Genomic DNA, 20,464 nt, shown 5'->3' with positions numbered 1-20,464 from the left:
ACGACTACTACTGCAGCTCCTCCGGAGCCGGCTCCAGATCGAACTCGCCGTCCCGGGCGCCCAGCACGAAGGCCGTCCACTCCGCTTCTGTGTAGCGCAGCACGGTGTCCGGGTCGAGCGACGAGCGCATGGCCATCCCTCCGTCGGGCAGGTCGGCGATCTCGACGCGCTCCTCGTGCTCCTCCGTGCCCGGCGCGCTGCGCCACTCGACGCCCGAGATGTCGAGGGCGTACAACTCGTCCCGCTCCCGCTCCTTGCGTGCCTTGATCTCCTGCTCCGTCTCCGCCATGGCGAAGCGACCCCTTCCCGACGAGCCGACGTGATCTACGGTCCATGCGTAGATGCAGATCACCCTAGTGGCCGTATCCGCCCCGGTCAGGGCCCTTCGCGGAGCTGGACTGCGGCGTCCCCCCAGGCTGGTACGCTGTGTAGCGGCCGTTTGTGTACGCACCCCTGGAGCTCACCGCTCCGGAGGCCGCGCCCAGCGGATCCCGCCTCCCGAGTCACGGAAGCTCCCCTGAGAAGTGGACCAGGGGCACTCGGTGGCACATCAAAGACTACGAGGAGTACGCGTGTCGCTCGACGCCGCTACGAAGAAGCAGCTCATCACCGAGTTCGGCCAGAAGGAGGGCGACACCGGCTCCCCCGAGGTCCAGGTCGCCATGCTCTCGCGCCGTATCTCGGACCTGACCGAGCACCTCAAGACCCACAAGCACGACCACCACTCCCGTCGTGGTCTGCTGATCCTGGTCGGTCAGCGCCGCCGGCTGCTGCAGTACCTGGCCAAGAAGGACATCCAGCGCTTCCGTGCGCTGGTCGACCGCCTGGGCATCCGCCGCGGTGCGGCGGGCGCCAAGTAAGACGCCGTGAAGGGAGCGGGTCCCGAAACGATCGGGAGCCGCTCCCTTTGCCGTATGTGCGGATTGCCCGTACGTGCGGAAACGTGCGGAGTGTCACTGCCGCTTTGTAGTGTGGTAGCACAACGCAATACGCACGACACGAAAACGAATGAGGAGAAGCGCGCCTCGCAGCCGCCGGTCCTCGGTAGTGGCCCCCGGGCAGGAAAACCCGGGTGCTTCGATCGAAGACCGGCCCGCACCAGACAGCGCTTCTCCGCCACCGTCCCCCCGCCACACGGGCGGGGAGGGACGAAAGACGACAAGTAACGGAGAAAACGCTAGTGGAGAACGAGACCCACTACGCCGAGGCCGTCATTGACAACGGCTCCTTCGGCACCCGCACCATCCGCTTCGAGACGGGCCGCCTGGCCAAGCAGGCCGCCGGCTCCGCCGTGGCGTACCTGGACGACGACACCATGGTGCTGTCGGCCACCACCGCCTCCAAGAACCCCAAGGACCAGCTCGACTTCTTCCCCCTCACGGTGGACGTCGAGGAGCGGATGTACGCCGCCGGCAAGATCCCCGGCAGCTTCTTCCGCCGTGAGGGCCGTCCCTCCGAGGACGCCATCCTCACCTGCCGCCTGATCGACCGCCCGCTGCGCCCGTCCTTCAAGAAGGGCCTGCGCAACGAGATCCAGGTCGTCGCCACGATCATGGCGCTCAACCCCGACCACCTGTACGACGTCGTCGCGATCAACGCGGCCTCCGCGTCCACGCAGCTGGCCGGTCTGCCCTTCTCCGGCCCGGTCGGCGGCGTCCGCGTCGCGCTGATCAACGGCCAGTGGGTCGCGTTCCCGACGCACACCGAGCTCGAGGACGCCGTCTTCGACATGGTCGTCGCCGGTCGCGTCCTGGAGGACGGCGACGTCGCGATCATGATGGTCGAGGCCGAGGCCACCGAGAAGACCATCCAGCTCGTGCAGGGCGGCGCCGAGGCGCCCACCGAGGAGGTCGTCGCCGCCGGTCTGGACGCCGCGAAGCCCTTCATCAAGGTGCTCTGCCGCGCGCAGGCCGACCTCGCCGCCAAGGCCGCCAAGCCGACCGGCGAGTTCCCGATCTTCCTCGACTACCAGGACGACGTCCTGGAGGCCCTCACCGCCGCCGTCCGCCCGGAGCTCGCCTCCGCGCTGACCATCCCCGGCAAGCAGGACCGCGAGGCCGAGCTCGACCGCGTCAAGGGTCTCGCCGCCGAGAAGCTCCTCCCGGAGTTCGAGGGCCGCGAGAAGGAGATCTCCGCCGCGTACCGCTCGCTGACCAAGGCCCTGGTCCGTGAGCGCGTCATCAAGGAGAAGAAGCGCATCGACGGCCGTGGGGTGACGGACATCCGTACCCTCGCCGCCGAGGTCGAGGCCATCCCGCGCGTGCACGGCTCGGCGCTGTTCGAGCGTGGCGAGACCCAGATCCTGGGCGTCACCACCCTCAACATGCTCCGCATGGAGCAGCAGCTGGACACCCTCTCCCCGGTGACCCGCAAGCGCTACATGCACAACTACAACTTCCCGCCGTACTCCGTCGGCGAGACCGGCCGCGTCGGCTCCCCCAAGCGCCGCGAGATCGGCCACGGAGCGCTCGCCGAGCGCGCCCTGGTCCCGGTCCTGCCGACGCGCGAGGAGTTCCCCTACGCGATCCGTCAGGTCTCCGAGGCCCTCGGGTCCAACGGCTCGACGTCCATGGGCTCGGTCTGCGCCTCCACCATGTCGCTGCTGAACGCCGGTGTGCCCCTCAAGGCCCCCGTCGCCGGTATCGCCATGGGCCTGATCTCCCAGGAGATCAACGGCGAGACGCACTACGTCGCCCTCACCGACATCCTCGGTGCGGAGGACGCCTTCGGCGACATGGACTTCAAGGTCGCCGGCACCAAGGAGTTCGTCACCGCCCTCCAGCTCGACACCAAGCTGGACGGCATCCCCGCCTCCGTCCTGGCCGCCGCCCTCAAGCAGGCCCGTGACGCCCGCCTCCACATCCTCGACGTGATGATGGAAGCGATCGACACGCCGGACGAGATGTCCCCGAACGCCCCGCGGATCATCACCGTCAAGATCCCCGTGGACAAGATCGGCGAGGTCATCGGCCCGAAGGGCAAGATGATCAACCAGATCCAGGAGGACACCGGCGCCGAGATCACGATCGAGGACGACGGCACCATCTACATCGGTGCCCAGGTCGGCTCGCAGGCCGAGGCCGCCCGCGCCACGATCAACGGCATCGCCAACCCGACCATGCCGGAGGTCGGCGAGCGCTACCTGGGTACGGTCGTCAAGACCACCACCTTCGGCGCGTTCGTGTCGCTGCTCCCGGGCAAGGACGGTCTGCTGCACATCTCGCAGATCCGCAAGCTCGCCGGCGGCAAGCGCGTGGAGAACGTCGAGGACGTCGTCGGCGTGGGCCAGAAGGTCCAGGTCGAGATCGCCGAGATCGACTCCCGCGGCAAGCTCTCCCTGATCCCCGTCATCGAGGGTGAAGAGAACACCGAGGACGACAAGAAGGACGACGGCGACAAGTGACGTCGACCAGCACCACGACGACGGCCCGCACCTCCTCGGAGGCGCGGGCCGTCGCCCGTACGCAAACCCTCATCCAGGGCACCAACGGCATCGGCACGGTCCGCAAGACCACCCTCCCGGGCGGCCTGCGCATCGTCACCGAGACGCTGCCCTCGGTCCGCTCCGCCACCTTCGGCATCTGGGCACACGTGGGCTCCCGCGACGAGACGCCGTCGCTGAACGGCGCCACGCACTACCTGGAGCACCTCCTCTTCAAAGGCACGCACCGGCGCAGCGCGCTGGACATCTCCTCCGCGATCGACGCGGTCGGCGGCGAGATGAACGCGTTCACGGCGAAGGAGTACACGTGCTACTACGCGCGCGTGCTCGACACCGACCTGCCGCTCGCCATCGACGTGGTCTGCGACATGCTGACGGGCTCCCTGATCCGCGAGGAGGACGTCAACGTAGAACGCGGCGCCATCCTCGAAGAGATCGCCATGACGGAGGACGACCCGGGCGACTGCGTGCACGACCTGTTCGCGCGCACGATGTTCGGCGACAACCCCCTCGGCCGCCCCGTCCTCGGCACGGTCGACACCGTCAACGCCCTGACCGCGGACCGCATCCGCCGCTTCTACAAGAAGCACTACGACCCGACCCACCTCGTGGTCGCGGCGGCCGGCAACATCGACCACGACAAGGTCGTACGGCAGGTCCGGGCCGCCTTCGACAAGGCCGGCGCCTTCAAGAACGCGCAGGCCGCGCCCATCGCCCCGCGCGACGGCCGCCGCACCCTGCGCACCGCGGGCCGCGTCGAGCTGATCGGCCGCAAGACCGAGCAGGCGCACGTCGTCCTGGGCATGCCGGGCCTGGCCCGCACCGACGAGCGCCGCTGGGCCCTCGGGGTCCTCAACACGGCCCTCGGCGGCGGCATGTCGTCCCGCCTCTTCCAGGAGGTCCGGGAGAAGCGCGGCCTGGCCTACAGCGTGTACTCGTACACGTCCGGCTTCGCCGACTGCGGCCTCTTCGGGGTCTACGCCGGCTGCCGGCCCTCGCAGGTCCACGACGTGCTGAAGATCTGCCGCGACGAACTCGACCAGGTCGCCGAACACGGCCTGTCCGACGACGAGATCGGCCGAGCCGTCGGCCAGCTCCAGGGCTCCACCGTCCTGGGCCTGGAGGACACGGGCGCACTGATGAACCGCATCGGCAAGAGCGAGCTGTGCTGGGGCGAGCAGATGTCCGTCGACGACCTGCTGGCCAGGATCGCCTCGGTCACCCCGGACGAGGTCCGCGAGGTCGCCCGCGAGATCCTGGGACAGCGACCCTCGCTGGCGGTCATCGGCCCGCTCAAGGACAAGCAGGCGGCCCGACTGAACGACGCCGTCGCCTAACACCCGTCGTAAGGAAGCAAGAACGATGAGCAAGCTGCGCGTGGCGGTCCTCGGTGCCAAGGGCCGGATCGGCGCCGAGGCGGTACGAGCCGTCGAGGCCGCCGAGGACATGGAACTGGTGGCCGCCCTGGGCCGGGGCGACACCCTGGAGGCGCTCACGGCCGCGGGCGCCCAGGTGGCGGTCGAACTGACCACCCCCGCCTCGGTGATGGACAACCTCGACTTCTGCGTCCGCAACGGCATCCACGCGGTCGTCGGCACCACCGGCTGGACCGAGGAACGCCTCGCGCAACTGAACGACTGGCTGGCGGAATCCCCGGAGACGGGCGTCCTCATCGCGCCCAACTTCTCCATCGGGGCCGTACTGACCATGAAGTTCGCGCAGATCGCCGCGCCCTACTTCGAGTCGGTGGAGGTCATCGAACTGCACCACCCAAAGAAGGTCGACGCCCCGAGCGGTACGGCCACGCGCACGGCCCAGCTCATCGCCGAGGCGCGCGCGAAGGCGGGCACGGCCGCGGCACCGGACGCCACGGAGACGGCCCTGGACGGCGCACGGGGCGCGGAAGTCGACGGGATCCCCGTCCACTCCGTCCGGCTGCGCGGTCTGCTGGCCCACCAGGAGGTCCTGCTCGGCGGCGAGGGCGAGACGTTGACCGTCCGCCACGATTCGCTCCACCACAGCAGCTTCATGCCGGGCATCCTGCTCGGCGCCCGCCGCGTGGTGACCACTCCGGGCCTCACCTTCGGCCTGGAACACTTCCTGGACCTGGGCTGAGGCTCACGACATGCGCGCCAAACTCACCTACGCCGTCACGGCCGCCGTCCTGGTCTTCTACTTCGTCCTGGTCGGCAGCCGCGGCGTCATGCTCATACAGTCGGGCACGGTCATCACCGTCACCTTCGGGATCGCGGTCCTGATCCTGCCGGTGATCGGCCTGTGGTTCCTCTGGAAGAACACCCAGTTCGTCCGCAACGCCAACCGCCTCGCCGCCCTCCTCGACGCCGAAGGCGGCCTGCCCGTCGACGAGTTGAGGCGCACGCCCGGCGGCCGTATCGACCGTGACTCCGCCGACGAGGTCTTCGCCAAGCGCAAGGCCGAGACGGAGGCGGCCCCCGACGACTGGCGCAGCTGGTTCCGCCTCGCCGTCGCCTACCACGACGCCCGCGACACCCCCCGCGCCCGCAAGGCCATGCAACGCGCGATCGCCCTGCACGCAGGCCGCCCCGTCCAGGCCTGACGCCCAGGACGAAACACGGCCGTACGCCGGAACGCCGAAGGGGCCGGCCCGCACTCGCTGCGGACCGGCCCCTTCGCGTCGCTCTCGGCCGGTCAGCTCCGCCGGTACTCGTCGGACCACACCTCGACGGAGTCCGCGGCCCGGTCGAAGGCGGAGGCACGCCCCAGGAAGTCGATGTCGTGCGTGGTCAGCAGCGCGGCCACATCCTCGGGGGCCCGGTCCTTCCGTACGAGGAGCAGCGCCTGTCCCTGCACGGTCCGCGGCAGCCCGAGCCAGCGCACCGGCTGCTGCACCGTGCGCACGGCGGCGACCCGGTCCCACCGCACCGTGACGGTGTAGAAGAACCGCACCCGGCGCAGCCCGCGCGCGCTCACCCACACGCCCATACGCAGCAGCCGCAGGGCACAGAGGATGACGGCCACCGCGATACCGAGGATCACTCCGGCCTCGGACCGCGAGCCGGTCAACGCGATGATGACGGCGGCGAACAGCACGTACGACGCGAGCAGCAGCACGAGCGCCGACGCCGCCACCCGCCACGGTCCGGGCCGGTAGGGGCGCCGCCAGCGGTCGCGGTCATCGAACGGCAGCGCGAGCTCGTCCGCGGCCTCGAATGCGCGGTCGGCCGTAAGGAAGGGCAGGGGCACGGCTGGTGTCCTCACTGAATTCCATGCGTGGGCTGTGCCCGGTGAGGCTATCCGGCCGTGTTCCCGGTCACCACCATTGGGGGTCCGGATGAGTCAGTGTCAGCTGCATCGCAGGTCAGCGGTTGTCGGCGGCCTGCGACTGTTGATTCTGTGTCGAGAGGTTGTCCTGGGACAGCGCTGGCATACCGAGGACCAGGGAGCCCACGATGCCGGCGATGATGGTGAGCCCCAGAAGCCAGCGCCCGGCTATCTGACCGGCGGACGCGCGCTCACGGGGCGGCGGGGTGACATTGCTGCGGAAGCGGTCGGTCTCGGCGATGAAGGCGAACGGGACGGGTTCGCGCCGACGGAGCATCGGTGGTGCATCTCCCCTCGGGGATCGAATCGGGATCGAACGGGTGGCTCTCACCAAGACAGACGAGCGAACGCACCAAAAGGTGCCCCGTTTCGCCGAATTCGCAGAAGTTCGCCAACGAATGTCGCGGCACGGCACCGAACGCCCCGATGTCAGTGCCGGGCCGTAGAGTGGGCGCCGCCCGAGAGACGTGATGGAAGGACCCTCCGAGCCGTGACCGACACTCCCGCCGACGACCTCAAGCCCAGTTTCCGCAGCGATGTCACCGTCGAGCTGGTCAAGCACACCGCGTCCGACGCGGACGTGCTCTTCGCCGCCCGCGTCTCGACGATCGGCGAACAGTCCCTGGAGGAGATGGGCAAGGACCCCGAGCGCTCCAAGGGCCTGATCAACTATCTGATGCGGGACCGCCACGGCAGCCCCTTCGAGCACAACTCGATGACCTTCTTCATCAGCGCCCCGATCTTCGTCTTCCGCGAGTTCATGCGGCACCGGGTGGGCTGGTCGTACAACGAGGAATCGGGAAGGTACAGGGAGCTCCAGCCGACCTTCTACGTCCCCGGCGAGTCCCGCAAGCTGGTCCAGGAGGGCCGCCCGGGCAAGTACGTGTTCGTGGAGGGCACTCAGGCCCAGCAGGAGCTGGTCGGCCGCACCATGGAGGACTCGTACCGCCAGGCGTACGAGGCCTACCAGGAGATGCTCGCCGCCGGCGTGGCCCGCGAAGTCGCCCGCGCGGTCCTCCCCGTGGGCCTCTTCTCCTCGATGTACGCCACGTGCAACGCACGCTCGCTGATGCACTTCCTCGGCCTGCGCACGCAGCACGAGCTGGCGAAGGTGCCGTCCTTCCCGCAGCGGGAGATCGAGATGGTCGGCGAGAAGATGGAGGAGCAGTGGGCCAAGCTCATGCCGCTCACGTACTCCGCCTTCAATGCCAACGGTCGTGTTGCCCCGTAGCGCACCTCTGTTTGCCGCGCGGGCACACATGTACGGATCAGCCGCGCGAAGTGTCCGTATTGCGGCATTTAGAGAAGTTCATCTAGCCTGATCAAACGGACCCGGCACTGCTTGAACCCCCGAGCAGGCAGTGCCGGGCTCCATATTTGTCATGACTTGTCGCCTGCCCCGAGGGCAGACCCCGCATTGAGCAGCGAGTAGCGTGTTCCCCATGGCTCCGACCTCCACTCCGCAGACCCCCTTCGGGAGGGTCCTCACCGCCATGGTCACGCCCTTCACGGCGGACGGCGCGCTCGACCTCGACGGCGCGCAGCGGCTCGCCACCCACCTGGTGGACGCAGGCAACGACGGCCTGGTCGTCAACGGCACCACCGGTGAGTCCCCGACCACCGGCGACGCGGAGAAAGCGGATCTCGTACGAGCCGTACTGGAAGCGGTCGGCGACCGCGCCCACGTCATCGCCGGCGTCGGCACCAACGACACCCACCACAGCGTCGAACTCGCCCGCACGGCCGAACGCACCGGCGCACACGGCCTGCTCGTCGTCACGCCGTACTACAACAAGCCCCCGCAGGAGGGCCTGTACCGCCACTTCACGACGGTCGCCGACGCCACCGGACTGCCGGTCATGCTCTACGACATCCCCGGGCGCAGCGGTGTCCCGATCGGCACCGAGACGTTGGTCCGACTCGCCGAGCACCCCAGGATCGTCGCCAACAAGGACGCCAAGGGCGACCTCGGCCGCGCCAGCTGGGCCATCGCGCGGACCGGCCTGGCCTGGTACTCCGGCGACGACATGCTGAACCTGCCGCTGCTCTCCGTGGGCGCGGTCGGCTTCGTCTCGGTCGTCGGCCATGTGGTCACACCCGAACTGCGCACCCTGGTGGAGGCCTACGTCTCCGGTGACGTCCAGAAGGCCACCGAGATCCACCAGAAGCTGCTCCCCGTCTACACCGGCATGTTCCGCACCCAGGGCGTCATGACCACCAAGGCCGCGCTCACCCTCCAGGGACTGCCCGCCGGACCGCTGCGCTCACCGATGGTCGAGTGCTCGCCCGAGGAGATCGCCCAGCTCAAGATCGATCTTGCCGCCGGCGGGGTACAGCTCTGACAACAGACTTCACAACTGAATACGCAGGGCTTCGGCGCCTGCACCCCACATCCAATAACTGCATTTGCACGAACGTCATGCGCGCCACGTGCCCACCGGTACGTGGCGCGCATGGGTAGGAGAGTCTTTTGAGCCATCCGCATCCTGAACTCGCCCCTCCGTCGAAGCTCCCCGAAGGCGGCCTGAGGGTCACCCCACTCGGCGGCCTCGGGGAAATCGGCCGAAACATGACGGTCTTCGAATACGGCGGCCGTCTGCTGATCGTCGACTGCGGCGTGCTCTTCCCCGAGGAGGAGCAGCCGGGCATCGATCTGATCCTGCCGGACTTCACGTCCATCAGGGACCGCCTCGACGACATCGACGGCATCGTCCTCACGCACGGCCACGAGGACCACATCGGCGGAGTCCCGTACCTCCTTCGCGAGAAGGCGGACATCCCGCTGATCGGCTCCAAGCTGACCCTCGCCCTCATCGAGGCGAAGCTCCAGGAGCACCGCATCCGCCCGTACACGCTCGAGGTCGCCGAAGGGCACCGCGAGCGCATCGGCCCGTTCGACTGCGAGTTCGTCGCGGTCAACCACTCCATCCCGGACGCCCTCGCGGTCGCCATCCGCACCCCCGCGGGCATGGTCGTCCACACCGGCGACTTCAAGATGGACCAGCTTCCGCTGGACGGTCGGCTGACAGATCTACACGCGTTCGCACGTCTCAGCGAGGAGGGCATCGACCTCCTCCTCGCCGACTCGACGAACGCCGAGGTCCCGGGATTCGTCCCGCCCGAGCGGGACATCTCCAACGTCCTGCGCCAAGTCTTCGCGGGCGCCCGCAAGCGCATCATCGTGGCGAGCTTCGCCAGCCATGTGCACCGCATCCAGCAGATCCTGGACACGGCCCACGAGTACGGCCGCCGGGTCGCCTTCGTCGGCCGCTCGATGGTCCGGAACATGGGCATCGCGCGTGACCTCGGCTACCTCAAGGTCCCGCCGGGCCTGGTCGTCGACGTCAAGACGCTCGACGACCTCCCGGACAGCGAGGTCGTCCTCGTCTGCACGGGCTCGCAGGGCGAACCGATGGCCGCGCTGTCCCGCATGGCCAACCGCGACCACCAGATCCGCATCGTCGCCGGTGACACGGTGATCCTGGCGTCGTCGCTCATCCCGGGCAACGAGAACGCCGTCTACCGCGTGATCAACGGCCTCACCCGCTGGGGCGCCAACGTCGTCCACAAGGGCAACGCCAAGGTCCACGTCTCCGGACACGCCTCGGCCGGCGAGCTGCTGTACTTCTACAACATCTGCAAGCCGAAGAACCTGATGCCGGTCCACGGCGAATGGCGCCACCTACGGGCCAACGCCGAGCTGGGCGCCCTGACCGGTGTCCCGCACGACCGGATCGTCATCGCCGAGGACGGCGTGGTCGTCGACCTCATCGAGGGCAAGGCCAAGATCTCGGGCAAGGTCCAGGCCGGTTATGTGTACGTCGACGGCCTCTCGGTCGGCGACGTCGGCGAGCCCGCGCTGAAGGACCGCAGGATCCTCGGAGACGAGGGCATCATCTCGGTCTTCGTCGTCGTGGACTCCTCCACCGGCAAGATCACGGGAGGCCCGCACATCCAGGCCCGCGGCTCCGGCATCGACGACTCCGCCTTCGTGGACGTGGTCCCGAGGATCACGGAGGTCCTGGAACGCTCGGCCCAGGACGGCGTCGTCGAGCCCCACCAGCTGCAGCAACTGGTCCGCCGCACGCTGGGCAAGTGGGTCTCGGACAACTACCGACGCAGGCCGATGATCCTCCCGGTCGTGGTGGAGGTCTGACGGTCGTACGACCCCCTCGTACGCGTGAACCTGGAGCGGGCCGCCTCGATTTGCATCGAGGCGGCCCGCTCCAGTACGTTTACGGCTCCGCCTGAGGGGGAACCCGGACACTTCGTGTGTACGGGAGCCACTCCCGGAGGGCCGGAAATTCCGACTCAGAACCTCTGATAAAGTCGGAGTCGCCGGAAAGGGAAACGCGGAAGCGGAAACCTGGAAAGCACCGAGTAAATCGGAACCGGAAACGGTCTGATAGAGTCGGAAACGCAAGACCGAAGGGAAAAGCCCGGAGGAAAGCCCGAGAGGGTGAGTACAAAGGAAGCGTCCGTTCCTTGAGAACTCAACAGCGTGCCAAAAATCAACGCCAGATATGTTGATACCCCGTCTCCGGCCGTCAAGTTTGATGGTTGGGGCGAGGTTCCTTTGAAGAAAACATACAGCGAGGACGCTGTGAACCGTCGGGCCTATTCCGCCCGGGGGTTCCGCTCTCGTGTGTGTGCACCCGATTACGGGTAAACATTCACGGAGAGTTTGATCCTGGCTCAGGACGAACGCTGGCGGCGTGCTTAACACATGCAAGTCGAACGATGAACCACTTCGGTGGGGATTAGTGGCGAACGGGTGAGTAACACGTGGGCAATCTGCCCTGCACTCTGGGACAAGCCCTGGAAACGGGGTCTAATACCGGATAATACTCCCGTACTCATGTGCGGGTGTTGAAAGCTCCGGCGGTGCAGGATGAGCCCGCGGCCTATCAGCTTGTTGGTGAGGTAATGGCTCACCAAGGCGACGACGGGTAGCCGGCCTGAGAGGGCGACCGGCCACACTGGGACTGAGACACGGCCCAGACTCCTACGGGAGGCAGCAGTGGGGAATATTGCACAATGGGCGGAAGCCTGATGCAGCGACGCCGCGTGAGGGATGACGGCCTTCGGGTTGTAAACCTCTTTCAGCAGGGAAGAAGCGCAAGTGACGGTACCTGCAGAAGAAGCGCCGGCTAACTACGTGCCAGCAGCCGCGGTAATACGTAGGGCGCAAGCGTTGTCCGGAATTATTGGGCGTAAAGAGCTCGTAGGCGGCTTGTCACGTCGGGTGTGAAAGCCCGGGGCTTAACCCCGGGTCTGCATTCGATACGGGCTAGCTAGAGTGTGGTAGGGGAGATCGGAATTCCTGGTGTAGCGGTGAAATGCGCAGATATCAGGAGGAACACCGGTGGCGAAGGCGGATCTCTGGGCCATTACTGACGCTGAGGAGCGAAAGCGTGGGGAGCGAACAGGATTAGATACCCTGGTAGTCCACGCCGTAAACGGTGGGAACTAGGTGTTGGCGACATTCCACGTCGTCGGTGCCGCAGCTAACGCATTAAGTTCCCCGCCTGGGGAGTACGGCCGCAAGGCTAAAACTCAAAGGAATTGACGGGGGCCCGCACAAGCAGCGGAGCATGTGGCTTAATTCGACGCAACGCGAAGAACCTTACCAAGGCTTGACATACACCGGAAAGCATTAGAGATAGTGCCCCCCTTGTGGTCGGTGTACAGGTGGTGCATGGCTGTCGTCAGCTCGTGTCGTGAGATGTTGGGTTAAGTCCCGCAACGAGCGCAACCCTTGTCCTGTGTTGCCAGCGTGCCCTTCGGGGTGACGGGGACTCACAGGAGACCGCCGGGGTCAACTCGGAGGAAGGTGGGGACGACGTCAAGTCATCATGCCCCTTATGTCTTGGGCTGCACACGTGCTACAATGGCCGGTACAATGAGCTGCGATACCGTGAGGTGGAGCGAATCTCAAAAAGCCGGTCTCAGTTCGGATTGGGGTCTGCAACTCGACCCCATGAAGTCGGAGTTGCTAGTAATCGCAGATCAGCATTGCTGCGGTGAATACGTTCCCGGGCCTTGTACACACCGCCCGTCACGTCACGAAAGTCGGTAACACCCGAAGCCGGTGGCCCAACCCCTTGTGGGAGGGAGCTGTCGAAGGTGGGACTGGCGATTGGGACGAAGTCGTAACAAGGTAGCCGTACCGGAAGGTGCGGCTGGATCACCTCCTTTCTAAGGAGCATCTAGGCCGCCAAACGTTGTTTGGTGGTCCAGGGCCATTACGTCGGCGCATGTCCGACGGTGGTTGCTCAAGGGTGGAACGTTGATTATTCGGCACTCGTGACTGTCTTCTCCTTCCAGTACTGCTCTTCGGGGCGTGGAACGTCGAGGGAAGCGGCAAGAGTGTCGGGCACGCTGTTGGGTGTCTGAGGGAATGAACTTCCTTCAGTGCCGGCCCCAGTGAACTCCGGTGGTAGCCGGGGGTGATGGGTGGTTGGTCGTTGTTTGAGAACTGCACAGTGGACGCGAGCATCTGTGGCCAAGTTTTTAAGGGCGCACGGTGGATGCCTTGGCACCAGGAACCGATGAAGGACGTGGGAGGCCACGATAGTCCCCGGGGAGTCGTCAACCAGGCTTTGATCCGGGGGTTTCCGAATGGGGAAACCCGGCAGTCGTCATGGGCTGTCACCCATACCTGAACACATAGGGTATGTGGAGGGAACGCGGGGAAGTGAAACATCTCAGTACCCGCAGGAAGAGAAAACAACCGTGATTCCGGGAGTAGTGGCGAGCGAAACCGGATGAGGCCAAACCGTATGCGTGTGAGACCCGGCAGGGGTTGCGTATACGGGGTTGTGGGATCTCTCTTCTGTCGTCTGCCGGCGACAGGACGAGTCAGAAACCGTTGATGTAGGCGAAGGACATGCGAAAGGTCCGGCGTAGAGGGTAAGACCCCCGTAGTCGAAACATCAGCGGCTCGTTTGAGAGACACCCAAGTAGCACGGGGCCCGAGAAATCCCGTGTGAATCTGGCGGGACCACCCGCTAAGCCTAAATATTCCCTGGTGACCGATAGCGGATAGTACCGTGAGGGAATGGTGAAAAGTACCGCGGGAGCGGAGTGAAATAGTACCTGAAACCGTGTGCCTACAAGCCGTGGGAGCGTCGCGCATTGAGTTTACTCAGTGCGTCGTGACTGCGTGCCTTTTGAAGAATGAGCCTGCGAGTTTGCGGTGTGTTGCGAGGTTAACCCGTGTGGGGAAGCCGTAGCGAAAGCGAGTCCGAACAGGGCGATACAGTAGCGCGCTCAAGACCCGAAGCGGAGTGATCTAGCCATGGGCAGGTTGAAGCGGAGGTAAGACTTCGTGGAGGACCGAACCCACCAGGGTTGAAAACCTGGGGGATGACCTGTGGTTAGGGGTGAAAGGCCAATCAAACTCCGTGATAGCTGGTTCTCCCCGAAATGCATTTAGGTGCAGCGTCGTGTGTTTCTTGCCGGAGGTAGAGCACTGGATAGGCGATGGGCCCTACCGGGTTACTGACCTTAGCCAAACTCCGAATGCCGGTAAGTGAGAGCACGGCAGTGAGACTGTGGGGGATAAGCTTCATGGTCGAGAGGGAAACAGCCCAGAGCATCGACTAAGGCCCCTAAGCGTACGCTAAGTGGGAAAGGATGTGGAGTCGCAGAGACAACCAGGAGGTTGGCTTAGAAGCAGCCACCCTTGAAAGAGTGCGTAATAGCTCACTGGTCTAGTGATTCCGCGCCGACAATGTAGCGGGGCTCAAGCGTACCGCCGAAGTCGTGTCATTCCAGCATATACGCCCAACGGCGGCTGGGATGGGTAGGGGAGCGTCGTGTGCCGGGTGAAGCCGCAGCGGAAGCTAGTGGTGGACGGTTCACGAGTGAGAATGCAGGCATGAGTAGCGATACACACGTGAGAAACGTGTGCGCCGATTGACTAAGGGTTCCTGGGTCAAGCTGATCTGCCCAGGGTAAGTCGGGACCTAAGGCGAGGCCGACAGGCGTAGTCGATGGATAACCGGTTGATATTCCGGTACCCGCTGTGAAGCGTCAAACATCGAGCATCGTGATGCTAAGGCCGTGAAGCCGTTCCGGACCCTTCGGGGAATGGAAAGTGGTGGAGCCGCCGGTCCAAGCGGTTAGTAGGTGAGTGATGGGGTGACGCAGGAAGGTAGTCCATCCCGGGCGGTGGTTGTCCCGGGGTAAGGGTGTAGGACGTGGTCCAGGTAAATCCGGATCACACATAGTCTGAGACCTGATGCCGAGCCGATTGTGGTGAAGTGGATGATCCTATGCTGTCGAGAAAAGCCTCTAGCGAGTTTCATGGCGGCCCGTACCCTAAACCGACTCAGGTGGTCAGGTAGAGAATACCGAGGCGTTCGGGTGAACTATGGTTAAGGAACTCGGCAAAATGCCCCCGTAACTTCGGGAGAAGGGGGGCCATCACCGGTGATCCGTTTTACACGGTGAGCTGGGGGTGGCCGCAGAGACCAGCGAGAAGCGACTGTTTACTAAAAACACAGGTCCGTGCGAAGCCGTAAGGCGATGTATACGGACTGACGCCTGCCCGGTGCTGGAACGTTAAGGGGACCGGTTAGTCAAGATTCGTCTTGGCGAAGCTGAGAACTTAAGCGCCAGTAAACGGCGGTGGTAACTATAACCATCCTAAGGTAGCGAAATTCCTTGTCGGGTAAGTTCCGACCTGCACGAATGGCGTAACGACTTCTCGACTGTCTCAACCATAGGCCCGGTGAAATTGCACTACGAGTAAAGATGCTCGTTTCGCGCAGCAGGACGGAAAGACCCCGGGACCTTTACTACAGTTTGATATTGGTGTTCGGTTCGGCTTGTGTAGGATAGCTGGGAGACTGTGAAAGCCATACGCCAGTATGGTGGGAGTCGTCGTTGAAATACCAGTCTGGTCGTGCTGGATGTCTAACCTGGGTCCGTGATCCGGATCAGGGACAGTGTCTGATGGGTAGTTTAACTGGGGCGGTTGCCTCCTAAAGAGTAACGGAGGCGCCCAAAGGTTCCCTCAGCCTGGTTGGCAATCAGGTGTTGAGTGTAAGTGCACAAGGGAGCTTGACTGTGAGACCGACGGGTCGAGCAGGGACGAAAGTCGGGACTAGTGATCCGGCGGTGGCTTGTGGAAGCGCCGTCGCTCAACGGATAAAAGGTACCCCGGGGATAACAGGCTGATCTTCCCCAAGAGTCCATATCGACGGGATGGTTTGGCACCTCGATGTCGGCTCGTCGCATCCTGGGGCTGGAGTCGGTCCCAAGGGTTGGGCTGTTCGCCCATTAAAGCGGTACGCGAGCTGGGTTTAGAACGTCGTGAGACAGTTCGGTCCCTATCCGCTGCGCGCGCAGGAACATTGAGAAGGGCTGTCCCTAGTACGAGAGGACCGGGACGGACGAACCTCTGGTGTGCCAGTTGTTCTGCCAAGGGCATGGCTGGTTGGCTACGTTCGGGAGGGATAACCGCTGAAAGCATCTAAGCGGGAAGCCTGCTTCGAGATGAGTGTTCCCACCCACTTGATGGGTTAAGGCTCCCAGTAGACGACTGGGTTGATAGGCCGGATCTGGAAGCCCCGTAAGGGGTGGAGGTGACCGGTACTAATAGGCCGAGGGCTTGTCCTCAGTTGCTCGCGTCCACTGTGTTGGTTCTGAAACCACGAACAACCCCGTACAGGTCACGTGCGGTGCGGTTGATGTGTTTCATAGTGTTTCGGTGGTCATAGCGTGAGGGAAACGCCCGGTTACATTCCGAACCCGGAAGCTAAGCCTTACAGCGCCGATGGTACTGCAGGGGGGACCCTGTGGGAGAGTAGGACGCCGCCGAACAAGTATTGAAAGGGTTGGATCCTGAACTTCGGTTCGGGGTCCAACCCTTTTTTGTTGGGCGTCACTTGAAGTTCACATTGCACAATCACCATCCGAGCATGGGTACTGCTGCAATGCTCAGGGCCGCAGGCGTCGGACTCGGTGACGAGGTCGTCGTGCCGGCGTTCGGGAACGTGGAAGTCGCCGAGGCTGTCACTCTCGCGGGTGGGCTGCCGGTGTTCGCCGACATAGATCCGGTGACGTACTGCCTTGACGCGTCTGCTGTCGAGGCGGCCGTAACTCCGCGTACGGCGGCGATAGTTGTCGTACATCGATTCGGTCGGTCGGCTGATATGGCGCGGTTGCTCGGGGTCGGGCAGCGGCATGGGCTGCTGGTGTTGCAGCAGGGGGAGTCCGAGGCGCCGTACGACGAGGTGGCTCAGCGGCGGGAGCGGGCTTCCTATCTGGATGCCAAGTTGCGTGGGGTGCGGACGCCCGATGGTGGGGACGGGCACACCTACCAGCAGTACATCGTGCGCGTGCCGGGGAACGGGCGGCCGGACCGTGATGCCTTCGCTCGCGCCGTGCGGGGCAGGGGAGTTGAGTGCCGGGTGCCGGTGAAGACTCCTGTGCATCGACTGCCGGAGTTCCGGCGGTGTGTGTCGCTGCCGGAGACCGAGCGGGCCGCGGACGAGACGCTCGCGCTGCCGGTCGACGCGTCGTTGACGAAGCGAGAGATGCAGCGGATCGTTTCTGCGTGCAACGCGCTCGGGGGACTGCTGCAGCCCGCTTTCTGATCGAGTCGGGGTCGGGTGGCGGTGGTTGGGCGCACGGGCCTGTTCGGGGTATGATTCTTTTCGTCGCCGCGAGGGAAACCTCGGGAAAGCGACAGGCCCTCTTAGCTCAGTCGGTAGAGCGTCTCCATGGTAAGGAGAAGGTCAACGGTTCGATTCCGTTAGAGGGCTCCAGTAACTGAAAGGCCCCGCCCAATTGGGCGGGGCCTTTTGCATGTTCGGGCGTCAGTCCTTCTGGAGGCCCGGGACGCGCATGGCGAGGATGGCCATGTCGTCGGACGGGGCGTCCGACGCGAAGCGTTCGACCGCGCGCATGATGCGGGCCGCGACCGCGCCGGCCGTGAGGCCCGTACAGGTCGTGAGGACATCCGTGAGGCCGTCGTCGCCCAGCATGCGGGTGCCTTCGCGGCGCTCGGTGACGCCGTCCGTGACGCACAGGAGGACGTCGCCCGGGTCGAGGGTGACCGTCTGCTCGTAGAGCTCCAGGTCGTCCATGACGCCGAGGAGCGGCTGGGGTTCGGCGGCCGGTTCGACCGTGCCGTCCTGGCGCAGGCGGAGCGGGAGTGGATGGCCGGCGCAGACCACCTTCAGCTTGGCGCTGCCGTCCTCCTGGGGCCACAACTCGCCGTAGAGGAGGGTCAGGAAGCGGCTGCGGGCGCCCTCGTCGAGGATCGCGGAGTTGAGGCGCTCCAGGACCGCCGGGCCGCCGAAACCCTCTCTGGCGAGCAGGCGGAGGGCGTGGCGGGCCAGGCCGGTGACCGCGGCCGCCTCGGGTCCTGTGCCGCAGACGTCGCCGATGGCGAAGCCGTAGACGCCGTCGCGGATGGGGAAGAGGTCGTAGAAGTCGCCGCCTACTTCGTTGCCCTCGCCGGCCGCGCGGTAGATGACCTCGACTTCGACGCCCTCGATGTGGGGGAGGTCGGGGGGCAGGAGGCTGCGCTGGAGGGACTGGCTGATGGCCGTGCGCTCCGAGTACAGGCGGGCGTTGTCGAGGGCGAGGGCGGCTCGGCGGCTCAAGTCCTCGGCCAGTTCCAGGATTTCCTGGCGGAAGTGTTCGTCGGTGGGCTTGCCGAGGGTCAGCATGCCGATGACGCGGTTGCGGGCGACCAGGGGGAGGACGACTGTTTCGCCGCCGACTGCCGAGGCCGTAGCGAGAGTTGGGCCGATGCCGGAGCTGACGCGGCGGGTGGGTTCGCCGAGGCCGAGGCTGCGCATGGAGGTGCGGAGGGCCGCCTGGTGGGCGGCTTCGGCGGGGGCGGCCCAGACGCGGGCGCCGGGGGTGGGTACCGGGTCCGGAGGGGCGATCTTCGAAAGCAACGACTTGATGCCGTCGATGAGTTCCTCGTCCTCGTGCAGGACGTACGAGAGGTACGGGTCGGAGGCCTGGTCGGCGATCGTGTAGACCGCGCACCAGGTGGCGAGGGTCGGGACCGTCATCTGGGCCATCAGGGCCAGGGTCTGGTCGCGGTCCAGGGTGCCGGCGAGGAGGTCGGAGGCCTCGACCAGGAAGCTGAGGGAGCCGCGGCGCAGGCGTTCCAGTTCGCCCAGGCGGGCCGACTCGACCGCCAACGCGATGCGGTCGGCGGCGAATTGGAGGCGGAGGGCTTCTTCGTTCGAGTACTTGTTGGGGCCCTCGGCGGCGACTCCCAGGGAGCCGGTGAGGCGGCCTTCCACCTTCAGGGGGACGGTGACGACCGAGCGCATTCCGGTGCCGCTGAGGAGCGGTACGGCGCCCGGGACGGCCTGGAGGTCCTCGTGGACGGCCGGCATGCGGGCGGAGCCGTAGCGCCCGGGGCCCGCTTCGACGGGCACGCGCGCGAAGCGCTGGCGGGCGGAGGGCAGGCCGGTGGAGGCGCGGACCTCCAACTCCGTTTCGTCGTCCGTCGCGAGGAGGAGGAAGGCGGAGTCCCCGTCGAGCATGTCGCGGGCGCGCTCCACCGTGCGCTGGAGGAGACCGTCGAGGTCGTCCGGTGCGGGGGAGCCGATGAACACCTCGAAGGGGTCGGTGTTCTGGCCGTCCGGGGTGGACGCGGCGTCGGGGGCGGGGCCGCGCAACGGGGTCTGCAGAACCGCGCGTTCGTGGTCCCTCACCAGGAGGCACACGGTTGACGGCTCGCCGCCGGTGTCGCGGACGCGGAGGTGGGAGGCGTACACCGGGATCACGCGGCCGTCGGCGCCGCGGATGCCGTAGCTGCCCTCCCAGCGGGAGAGGCGCAGTGCCTCGGCGATGCCGGTGCTGGTCCCCGGGGTGTGCGGCCAGGCCGCGAGGTCGGTCAGGGGCTTGCCGGTGACCTGCTCGGGGGCGTAGCCGAAGAGTTCCTCGGCGTCCTCGTTCCAGGACGCGATGGAGCCCGTACGGTCGATCTGGACGACCGCGACGCGGACCCTGCCGTCGGCGAGCGGGAGCAGGGCGGCGGGCAGGGACGGGCCGGCCGCGCGGGTGCCCACCGGGCGGGCGGGGAGGTCGAGTTGGAACCAGACCAGCTTCTGTGTGGGCGTGTAGTCGACGCCCCAACGGCTGGCGAGGGCCGCGCACAGCTGGAGGCCGCGGCCGCCCTCGCGGTCGGGGCTGCTCATGGTGATCGCGGCCCCCTGGAGGGGGATTTCGCGTTCCGGATAGTGGTCGGCGACCTCGATCCGCACGCCGTCGTCACTCCGTAGACACAGAACATCCGCGGCCGTGCCCGCGTGGACCACGGCGTTGGTCACCAGCTCGCTGGTGAGGACCACGGCGTCGTCGACGATGTCGGCGAAGCCCCAGCCCTGCAGGGTGTCGCGGACGAAGGACCGCGCGGTGGCGACCGATCGTCCGACGGGCTCGAAGCTGGCTGCCGCGCGCGCGGTGATCACAGAACTCCTCGGCCTGTTGTCGGCGGGCAGGGGCCCATGGCCGATCGGCGCCTGCCGGGGCAACGGCTGGTTCCCGGTCGGCGGGGGATCCTGGGGCGTTCCTCCAGGATGCAGTCCGGTGGTCATGGTGCGGTGCCCCTCCGATGCCTGCCCGCTCGTGCTCGTGCCACCGCCCAGGCCGGACGGAACCGGCGCGGCTGGACAGCCGCATGCAAGGTTACTTACCTTCACCGTCCATGCGGATGCCGGTCGCGGTGTTTCCGTC

13 protein-coding genes, 1 tRNA gene and 3 rRNA genes are annotated in these 20,464 nt (G+C 65.9%); 13 read left to right on the top strand and 4 right to left on the bottom strand.

Going from position 1 to position 20,464, the window contains the following annotated elements; genetic code table 11:
* Positions 1 to 7 precede the first annotated feature (7 nt).
* Positions 8 to 289 carry a DUF397 domain-containing protein gene (locus ACQHII_RS14085; RefSeq protein WP_427919636.1) on the bottom strand — a complete coding sequence of 94 codons (282 nt, stop codon included), beginning with the start codon at positions 287 to 289 and terminating at the stop codon, positions 8 to 10.
* Positions 290 to 572: 283 nt separating this feature from the next.
* On the opposite strand from ACQHII_RS14085, the gene rpsO reads away from it, so the two are divergent.
* The 5 genes from rpsO (at position 573) to ACQHII_RS14060 (ending at position 6,020) form a co-directional block, all read left to right on the top strand.
* The gene (rpsO, locus tag ACQHII_RS14080) at positions 573 to 860 is read left to right on the top strand and encodes a 30S ribosomal protein S15 (RefSeq protein ID WP_019075416.1); all 288 of its coding nucleotides are present in this window, start codon (positions 573 to 575) and stop codon (positions 858 to 860) included.
* A 320-nt stretch (positions 861 to 1,180) separates the two neighbouring features.
* Entirely contained in the window at positions 1,181 to 3,403 is a 2,223-nt protein-coding gene (locus ACQHII_RS14075; protein WP_427919635.1) for a polyribonucleotide nucleotidyltransferase, read from the top strand.
* Positions 3,400 to 4,779, top strand: a complete 1,380-nt coding sequence (locus ACQHII_RS14070) for a M16 family metallopeptidase (protein WP_019075414.1) — start codon at positions 3,400 to 3,402, stop codon at positions 4,777 to 4,779. Before ACQHII_RS14075 ends, ACQHII_RS14070 begins: the two co-directional genes overlap by 4 nt.
* Positions 4,780 to 4,804: 25 nt before the next feature.
* On the top strand, positions 4,805 to 5,557 hold the full coding sequence (gene dapB, locus ACQHII_RS14065) for a 4-hydroxy-tetrahydrodipicolinate reductase (RefSeq protein WP_427919634.1): 753 nt from the start codon (positions 4,805 to 4,807) through the stop codon (positions 5,555 to 5,557).
* Between the two features lie 10 nt (positions 5,558 to 5,567).
* Positions 5,568 to 6,020: a hypothetical protein gene (locus ACQHII_RS14060; RefSeq protein WP_427919633.1), complete on the top strand. Its 453-nt coding sequence runs from the start codon at positions 5,568 to 5,570 to the stop codon at positions 6,018 to 6,020.
* Between the two features lie 92 nt (positions 6,021 to 6,112).
* Here ACQHII_RS14060 and ACQHII_RS14055 read toward each other — a convergent pair whose 3' ends face one another.
* Together ACQHII_RS14055 and ACQHII_RS14050 are read right to left on the bottom strand one after the other, a co-directional pair.
* Entirely contained in the window at positions 6,113 to 6,667 is a 555-nt protein-coding gene (locus ACQHII_RS14055) for a hypothetical protein (protein WP_427919632.1), read from the bottom strand.
* 115 nt (positions 6,668 to 6,782) lie between these two features.
* A complete protein-coding gene (locus ACQHII_RS14050; RefSeq protein WP_427919631.1) occupies positions 6,783 to 7,022 on the bottom strand; it encodes a hypothetical protein in 240 nt (79 codons plus the stop codon).
* 213 nt (positions 7,023 to 7,235) lie between these two features.
* Here ACQHII_RS14050 and thyX point away from each other — a divergent pair, with 213 nt between their 5' ends.
* The 8 genes from thyX to ACQHII_RS14010 all read left to right on the top strand — a co-directional run bounded on the left by thyX (position 7,236) and on the right by ACQHII_RS14010 (position 17,523).
* Positions 7,236 to 7,976 carry an FAD-dependent thymidylate synthase gene (thyX, locus tag ACQHII_RS14045; protein ID WP_427919630.1) on the top strand — a complete coding sequence of 247 codons (741 nt, stop codon included), beginning with the start codon at positions 7,236 to 7,238 and terminating at the stop codon, positions 7,974 to 7,976.
* A gap of 211 nt (positions 7,977 to 8,187) precedes the next feature.
* A complete protein-coding gene (dapA, locus tag ACQHII_RS14040) occupies positions 8,188 to 9,087 on the top strand; it encodes a 4-hydroxy-tetrahydrodipicolinate synthase (RefSeq protein ID WP_427919629.1) in 900 nt (299 codons plus the stop codon).
* A 128-nt stretch (positions 9,088 to 9,215) separates the two neighbouring features.
* On the top strand, positions 9,216 to 10,901 hold the full coding sequence (locus ACQHII_RS14035; RefSeq protein ID WP_093629507.1) for a ribonuclease J: 1,686 nt from the start codon (positions 9,216 to 9,218) through the stop codon (positions 10,899 to 10,901).
* Between the two features lie 516 nt (positions 10,902 to 11,417).
* A 16S ribosomal RNA gene (locus ACQHII_RS14030) occupies positions 11,418 to 12,943 on the top strand.
* Positions 12,944 to 13,248: 305 nt separating this feature from the next.
* Positions 13,249 to 16,372: ribosomal RNA gene (locus ACQHII_RS14025) — 23S ribosomal RNA — on the top strand.
* An 87-nt stretch (positions 16,373 to 16,459) separates the two neighbouring features.
* Positions 16,460 to 16,576 (top strand): 5S ribosomal RNA (gene rrf, locus ACQHII_RS14020).
* The 16S, 23S and 5S rRNA genes sit together here, the layout of an rRNA operon.
* Before the next feature lie 113 nt (positions 16,577 to 16,689).
* Complete coding sequence (locus tag ACQHII_RS14015) at positions 16,690 to 17,352, top strand: DegT/DnrJ/EryC1/StrS family aminotransferase (protein ID WP_381251305.1); 663 nt, start codon at positions 16,690 to 16,692, stop codon at positions 17,350 to 17,352.
* A 95-nt stretch (positions 17,353 to 17,447) separates the two neighbouring features.
* Positions 17,448 to 17,523: transfer RNA gene (locus ACQHII_RS14010), tRNA-Thr, on the top strand.
* 51 nt (positions 17,524 to 17,574) lie between these two features.
* On the opposite strand, the gene ACQHII_RS14005 is transcribed toward ACQHII_RS14010, so the two are convergent.
* Positions 17,575 to 20,325, bottom strand: coding sequence for a SpoIIE family protein phosphatase (locus ACQHII_RS14005; RefSeq protein ID WP_427919628.1), 2,751 nt, complete (start codon positions 20,323 to 20,325; stop codon positions 17,575 to 17,577).
* Between the last annotated feature and the right edge of the window lie 139 nt (positions 20,326 to 20,464).

It is taken from the genome of Streptomyces sp. cg40, from assembly GCF_050320165.1.
Taxonomy (GTDB): domain Bacteria; phylum Actinomycetota; class Actinomycetes; order Streptomycetales; family Streptomycetaceae; genus Streptomyces; species Streptomyces hokutonensis.
Note: the sequence above shows the minus strand (reverse complement) of the source record. Positions and strands in the feature narration are given on the sequence as shown.